The organism is Pseudomonas sp. Ors-4-3C, from assembly GCF_055755035.1.
Map to the genome: position 1 here is coordinate 1865334 of NZ_CM146900.1, position 6652 is coordinate 1871985.

At 64.3% G+C, this 6652-nt stretch carries 1 protein-coding gene; it reads left to right on the top strand.

Annotation, left to right across the window (positions count from 1 at the left end; all coding sequences use genetic code 11):
• The first annotated feature begins 57 nt into the window (after positions 1 to 57).
• Positions 58 to 6471: an amino acid adenylation domain-containing protein gene (locus ACVHNU_RS08455; RefSeq protein ID WP_473019438.1), complete on the top strand. Its 6414-nt coding sequence runs from the start codon at positions 58 to 60 to the stop codon at positions 6469 to 6471.
• Positions 6472 to 6652 lie beyond the last annotated feature (181 nt).

Below are 6652 nucleotides of genomic sequence, written 5' to 3' on the forward strand. Positions count from 1 at the left end.
CATGTCGGCATCGGGGCCGATGCTTGAATAGGCGCAAAATCACATGAGAAGGATCTTATGCCGCCTATTTCTGCTCCTGCGGTGGCCACGCCGTCCGCATCGCTCCAGACGTATCCGCTGACCGCTGCGCAGCTGGATATCTGGCTGGATCAGCTGAGTCGCGGTGATTCGCCGCTGTACAACATTGGCGGGTACATGGACCTCAGCGGCCCGCTGGATCCGGCACTCATGCACGCCGCCCTCGAAGCGCTGGTGGCCCGGCACGACGCGATGCGCACGATCCTGCTGCCGGGCGCCGGTGTTGATGGCTTGCCTTTGCAGCAATTTGCCCAGTCATTAGCGGTGCCGATGCCGATCGACGATGTGTCGACGCACACTGACCCGGAGTCGGCAGCGCGGGCCCTGGTGCAGGCGCGCATCAATCAGCCCTTCGTGCTGGACGGCGGCTGCCTGTTCCGTTTTCTGTTGATCCGCCTTGATGGCGAGCGCCATTGGTTGTCCGCTCAGGCTCATCACTTGATCGTCGATGGCTGGAGCTTCGGCGAAATGTTCAAGTCGCTGGACGAAATCTATAACGCACTGGCGCAAGGCCGGCCTGTGCCGGCTTCGGCGCCGTCGTACATCGACTTCATCGAAGACAATGCGCGCTATCACGCGTCGCCGCGTCATGCGCAGGACCGCACCTACTGGCTGGACAAATACCGACAATTGCCCGAGCCGCTGTTGCTGCCGCGATATCAGCAGAGCCTGGCCGGCAATGCCGCGCAGACGCAGGTCCATGCGCAGCCCTTGCCGGCGCTGCTGCACCAGCGCATGAAACAGGTTGCCCGGGAATTTGGCGCTTCGGCATTCCATGTGCTGCTGGCGGCGCTGCACGTGTATTTCAGCCGTACCGCCGAGCGTGACGAATGGGTCGTCGGGCTGCCGATCCTCAATCGCTCCGGCGCGCGCTTCAAGTCCACGCTCGGGCTGTTCGCCCAGGTCAGTGCGGTGCGCATGGGCTTCGGCCGCGAACGCACCTTCGCTGAACTGATCAGTACGATCCGTGAGGAACTGCGCAAGGATTTCCGCCATCAGCGTTTTTCCGTGAGTGAGATGAACCGTGCCCTGGGCCTGCTGCGTGAGGAGCGCTCGCAGTTGTTCGAGGTCACGGTGTCCTACGAGCAGGGCACTCACGATTATCGCTATGGCGAGGCGTCGGGGCGGATGATCAAGGCCTCGAACCAGGAAGAGGCCACGCCGCTTGCGGTGCACCTGCTGAGTAATCTGACCAATGACGACGCGCGGCTCTACCTGATCTACAGCGAGGCGTTTTTTGCCGCCGATGAGGTCAAGGCACTGGCCGACCGCTGGTTGCTGATTCTGGAGCAAGGGCTGGAGGCGGTGAACCTGCCTGTGGCGGATTTCGCGCTGAGCACGCCCGAAGAAAGCGCGCTGCTGCAACAGTGGAATGCGACACGAGTGGAATACCCGAGCGCGACGACCATCCATCAGCGTATCGAGGCCCAGGCCGCGCAACGACCACAGGCGCTGGCGGCGGTTCATCAAGGGCATTGCCTGACCTATGCCGAGCTCAATCAGCGCGCCAACGCACTCGCTCATCATCTGCTCGATTTCGGTGTGCGGCCGGATGACCGGGTGGCAATCGTCGCCCGGCGCGGACTCGACACACTGGTCGGGCTGTTGGCCATTCTCAAGGCGGGTGCCGCTTATGTGCCGCTCGACCCGGCGCATCCTGCCGAGCGCCTGAGCTATCTGCTGGAGGACAGCTCGCCAATCGCGGTGCTGACCCAGAGTGCGTTGCGCGGGCACCTGCCGGCGTTGTCGGTGCCGGTGATCGAGCTGGATCACCCGACCTGGTCCAGCGCACATGTCGGCACACCGAAGGTGCCGGGGCTGACCCCGGAAAACCTCGCGTATGTGATTTACACCTCCGGCTCTACCGGCCTGCCCAAAGGGGTGATGGTCGAGCACCGCACGCTTTGCAATCTGGTCGATTGGCACGCTGACGTTTTCGACCTGCGTGCCGGAAGCCATACGTCGAGCCTGGCCGGCTTCGGTTTCGACGCGATGGCCTGGGAAGTCTGGCCGGCGCTGTGTGTGGGGGCGATCCTGCACCTGGCGCCGGTCAGCGATGGCAACGAAGACATTGATGCGCTGCTCGACTGGTGGCGTGCGCAGCCGCTGGACGTGAGTTTTTTGCCGACCCCGATCGCCGAATACGCGTTCAGCCGCCAGCTCGATCACCCGACGTTGCGCACGCTGCTGATCGGTGGCGATCGCTTGCGTCAGTTCCCGCGTCAGCAATCGTTCGAAGTGATCAACAACTACGGACCGACCGAAGCCACCGTGGTGGCGACTTCAGGGCGCATTGACGCCGGGCAGGCGCTGCACATCGGCAAACCGGTGAGCAACGCCACGGTGTATCTGCTCGACGAGCAGCAGCAACCGGTGCCGATTGGCGTGAGCGGCGAGTTGTACGTCGGCGGGGCCGGAGTGGCTCGCGGTTACCTGAATCGCGCGGACCTGAGCGCCGAGCGCTTCCTGCGTGATCCGTTCAGCGCTGAACCGGGCGCGCGCCTGTACCGCACCGGCGACCTTGCACGCTGGCGCGCCGACGGCAATCTGGAGTATCTGGGGCGCAACGACGATCAGGTGAAAATCCGTGGCGTAAGGATCGAACCGGGCGAGATCGAGAGCGCACTCGCCAGCCATACGGCGGTGCGCGAAGCGGTGGTACTGGTGCGCGACGGGCAACTGCTGGCGTGGTTCACCGAGCAGGCGCCGCTGGACATCAACGCGCTGCACGCGCACCTGAAAACGCGCCTGAGCAGCGCCATGTTGCCCAGTGCTTATGTGCGTCTGGCGGCGTTGCCGCTGACCGCCAACGGCAAGGTCGATCGCAAGGCGCTGCCGGCCCCCGGGGCGGAAGATTTGATCCGCCGCGAATATGAGGCGCCGCAAGGCGAGGTCGAAATCGCTTTGGCGCAGATCTGGGCCGAAGTCCTGCAAGTCGAGCGGGTCGGGCGTCACGACCATTTCTTCGAACTCGGCGGACACTCGTTGCTGGCGGTGATCATGATCGAACGCATGCGTCAGCTCGATTTGAGCAGCGATGTGCGTGTGCTGTTCAGTCAACCGACTCTGGCGGCGCTGGCGGCTTCAGTCGGCAGCGGTCGCGAGATCGAAGTGCCGGCTAACCGCATCGCCGCCGATTGCACCCACATCACCGCGGATATGCTGCCCCTGCTGCAACTGGATCAGCCGACGCTCGACCGGATCGTGGCCACTGTGCCGGGCGGCGCCGCCAACGTGCAGGACATTTATCCGCTGGCACCGCTGCAGGAAGGCATTCTCTATCACCACATCACCGCCGCTCAGGGCGATCCGTACCTGCTGCAATCGCAACTGGCGTTCGACAGTCTTGAACGCGTCGAAGCCTTCGCCGCTGCGCTGCGCCAGGTCATGGCGCGCCACGACATTCTGCGCACCGCGGTGCTCTGGGAAGGCCTGACCACCCCGGTGCAGGTGGTGTGGCGCGAGGCGATTCTGCCGTTGCAGGAGGTCGAGCTGGACCCGGCCAACGGCCCGATCATCGACCAGTTGCACGCGCGCTTCAACGCCCGGCGTTATCGCCTCGACGTCAGTCAGGCGCCACTGATGCGTCTGGTGTATGCCCGCGATCCGGCGCTGGATCGGGTGGTGGGCATTCTGCTGTTCCATCACCTGGCCATGGACCACATCGCTCTTGAAGTAATGCGCGGCGAGATGCAGGCCAGTCTGTCGGGGCAGGTCGTGGCGCTGGCGCCGCCGGTGCCGTATCGCAATTACGTGGCGCAGACGCGGCTGGGCGTCACAGAGCAGGAACACGAGGTGTTTTTCCGCGCGCAACTGGCGGACATCGACGAGCCGACCCTGCCGTTCGGGCTGCAGGAAGTGCAGGGCGACGGTAACGGTATCGAGGAAGCGCAGCAGGTGCTGCCGGCGGACGCGTATCAGCGTTTGCGCACCCAGGCGCGACAGGCCGGTGTCAGCGTCGCCAGTCTGATTCATCTGGCGTGGGCACGGGTACTGGCGGCGACTTCGGGCCAGCAGCGCGTGGTGTTCGGCACCGTGCTGATGGGGCGCATGCAGGGGGGCGAGGGTGCCGACCGCGCCTTGGGTGTGTTTATCAATAGCTTGCCGCTGCGCATCGATGTCGACGCCGGGGTTCTGGACGCGGTGCGCGCCACCCATGCGCGGCTGACCGCGCTGCTCGGCCATGAACACGCTTCGCTGGCACTGGCCCAACGCTGCAGCGGCGTCGCCTCGCCGTCGCCGCTGTTCAGCGCGCTGCTCAATTATCGGCACAGTGACGAATCCGAACTGCTGGAACCATCCAGCCAAGCCTGGCAAGGCATCGAAACCCTGGCCAACGAGGAGCGCACCAATTATCCGCTGACCATGAGCGTGGACGATTTTGGCAACGGCTTGCGCCTCACCGGCAGGGCCGTCGTCCAGATCGGCGCGCAACGGATTTGCGGCTACATGCAAACCGCGTTGCACGGTTTGCTGCAGGCTCTGGAGCAAACGCCGCAACAGCCGTTGAATCAGTTGCCGATCCTGCAGCCGGAGGAGTTGCAACGCTTGCTGATCACGTTCAACGCCACCGAGGTCGATTGTGCGCTGGACCAGCCGTTGCACACGCTGTTCGAAGCACAGGTGCGGCGCAAACCGCACGCCGTTGCCGCACAGACCGGCGAACAAAGCCTGACCTATGCGCAACTCAACGAGCGCGCCAATCGCCTGGCCCATCACCTGCGCGAAGTCGGCGTGCAACCGGACTCGCGTGTGGCGATCTGCGTCGAGCGCGGGCTGGATCTGCTGGTCGGCCTGCTCGGCATCCTCAAGGCGGGCGGCGCCTATGTGCCGCTGGACCCGGACTATCCGCTGGAGCGCCTGAACTACATGTTGCAGGACAGCGCGCCTGTCGCACTGCTGGTGCATGGCGCGACGCGACAACTGCTGGGCGAGCCGGGTGTGAAGCTGATCAATCTGGAGCACGGTAGCTGGGAGCAGCAGCCGGCAGACAACTTGCAGGTGCCGGGCCTGAGTGCTTCTAACCTCGCCTACATGATCTACACCTCGGGTTCTACCGGGCTGCCGAAAGGCGTGATGATCGAGCACCGCAGCGCCTGCAACATGGTGCATTGGGGTTCGCAGATTTCGCCGCCGACCGAGCACGGTGCGCTGCTGCAAAAAGCGCCGTTCAGCTTCGACAGTTCGGTGTGGGAGATCTTCTGGCCGTTGTGTTCCGGGATGCGATTGGTATTGGCGCGGCCGGACGGCAACCGCGATTCGGCCTATGTGGTGCAGACCATTCGCGAGCAGCAGGTGACGGTGGTCAAGTTCGTTCCTGCGCTGCTGCAGCAGTTCATCGAACAGGACGGTGTCGAGCAGTGCACCAGCCTGACCGATGTGCTCAACGGTGGCGGCGAACTCAGTGCAGCGCTGGCGCGCCAGGTGCGCGATCGCCTGCCGTGGGTGCGGTTGCATAACGTTTACGGCCCGACTGAAACCACGGTGGACAGCACGGGCTGGACGCTGGAACCGGAAATGCCGGTACCGGCCAACGTGGTGCCAATCGGCACAGCCTTGAGCAACACGCGGCTGTACGTGCTTGATGCGTACGGTCAACCAGTGCCACAAGGCGTCAGCGGTGAGTTGCACATCGGCGGCGTCGGCGTGGCGCGTGGTTATCACAACTTGCCGGAAATGCAGGCCGAGCGCTTCATCGACAGCCCGTTTGTGCCGGGTGATCGCCTGTACCGCACTGGCGATCTGGCGCGCTACAACAATCATGGGGAACTGGAATTCCTCGGCCGCAACGACTTCCAGATCAAGCTGCGTGGCTTGCGCCTGGAGCCGGGGGAAATCGAGGCGCGGCTGATCGAGCATCCGGCGATTCGCGAGGCGGTGGTGATGGTGCGCGATGAGCGTCTGGTGGCCTGGTACACCGTGCGTTCCGGCGTGGAAGCACCGGGTCTTGAGACGTTGCGCAGCCATGTGCTGGAGCGCCTGCCGGAATACATGGTGCCGAGCGCGTTTGTGCGGCTCGACGCTTTGCCGCTGACGCCGAACGACAAGATCGACCGCAAGGCCCTGCCGGAGCCGGGAGCGGACGCGGTGATCAATCGCCCCTACGTGGCGCCACAGGGTGAAGTCGAAACCGCGCTGGCGCAGATCTGGGCTGAAGTCCTCGGCGTCGAACAGGTCGGTCGCCATGACAACTTCTTCGAACTCGGTGGGCATTCGTTGCTGGCGGTGAGTCTGGTGGCGCGCATGCGTCAGAGCGGTTTGCACACCGACGCCCGGGCGCTGTTCAGCCAGCCGACCCTGGCGGCGCTGGCGCTCAGCACCACACCCGAGGCGCAGCAAGTGGTCATCCCGCAAACCACCATCCCGAGCCTCAATCGCAAACGCCGGCTCTAGCCCGGAATTGGTTGTGTAAACCAAACCCTGTGGGGGATTGCGGCGGCCGAGCCAGCGGCTTGTCCCCGCTTCCCATGTCAGCCCCGCAAGCCCCGATGTTTTAGCTTTTCCAGGCTGCGCGCAGCAGGCACGGACTCGCGGCTGCGCGCTCCTTTTTCTCGTATTTACAGCAGGTTATCCC